Here is a 1,054-nt window from a genome sequence, read left to right on the forward strand (position 1 = left end):
GTTCTGCCACAACAGATTTTTCCCTGATGAGTTCGCTCATTGTTATAGTAATCTAACCATTCGTCCAGATCTTTTTGCAGCTCCTCTAAACTCATATATAAATGCTTACGGAACGTAATCTGGTAGAACTCTTGTAAGATGGTTTTATGGAAACGCTCGCAGATACCATTAGTTTGGGGCGATTTCACTTTCGTTTTGGTATGGTCGATATCGTTGATCGCCAGATACATTTGATAGTCATGATTTTCTACCTTCCCACAGTATTCTGTTCCTCGGTCCGTGAGTATTCGCAACATCGGAAGGCCATGTGACTGGAAGAACGGCAGTACTTTGTCATTCAACGTATCGGCGGCAGTGATCGCGGTTTTCATCGTGTAGAGTTTGGCGAAAGCAACCTTGGAATACGTATCGACAAAGGTTTGCTGGTAAACCCTGCCGACGCCTTTGAGGTTGCCGACGTAAAACGTATCTTGCGAGCCCAAGTATCCTGGGTGGACCGTATCGATTTCGCCACAGGCTTCATCATCCAGCTTTTTCCTCTCTAGTGCTTGAACCTGATTTTCTGTAAGGATGATATTTTGGGTCGCAACTTTTTCTTCTAACGCTTTTAGACGCCCCTTAAAGTTCGCCAGTCCATGACGAAGCCAAACAGAGCGAACGCCACTCGGTGACACGAATATCCCTTGTTTACGCAGTTCGTTACTGGCCCTTGTTTGACCGTGAGCCGGATATTCGACGGCGTAATCTACCACCGCTAACTCAATGGCCTCGTCGACTCGGTTTTTCACGTTTGGCACTCGACGATTCTGATTAAGCAGTGCTTCGACGCCACCTTCTTCCGTCGCTTGTTGGTAACGATAGAATGTATCTCTTGATACGCCCATCACTTTGCAAGCTTGTGTGATATTACCGAGCTCTTCAGCCAAATTGAGTAAACCGACTTTGTGTTTTATCACTGGGTTGTTAGTATGCAACATAAGAGTTACCTTTTTGTTTAAGTTGGATTCGACACCCATACCTTAAACTGGTAACTCTCTCTTTAAAAAGTGAAATG

General features: G+C 45.0%; 1 protein-coding gene. It reads right to left on the reverse strand.

The annotated features are described in order from the left end of the window. On the reverse strand, positions 1–977 hold a 977-nt coding region (locus M9194_RS21535), incomplete at its 3' end, for an IS481 family transposase (protein WP_250614765.1). Positions 978–1,054 lie beyond the last annotated feature (77 nt).

It is taken from the genome of Vibrio sinus (genome assembly GCF_023634645.1).
GTDB classification, from domain to species: Bacteria; Pseudomonadota; Gammaproteobacteria; order Enterobacterales; family Vibrionaceae; genus Vibrio; species Vibrio sinus.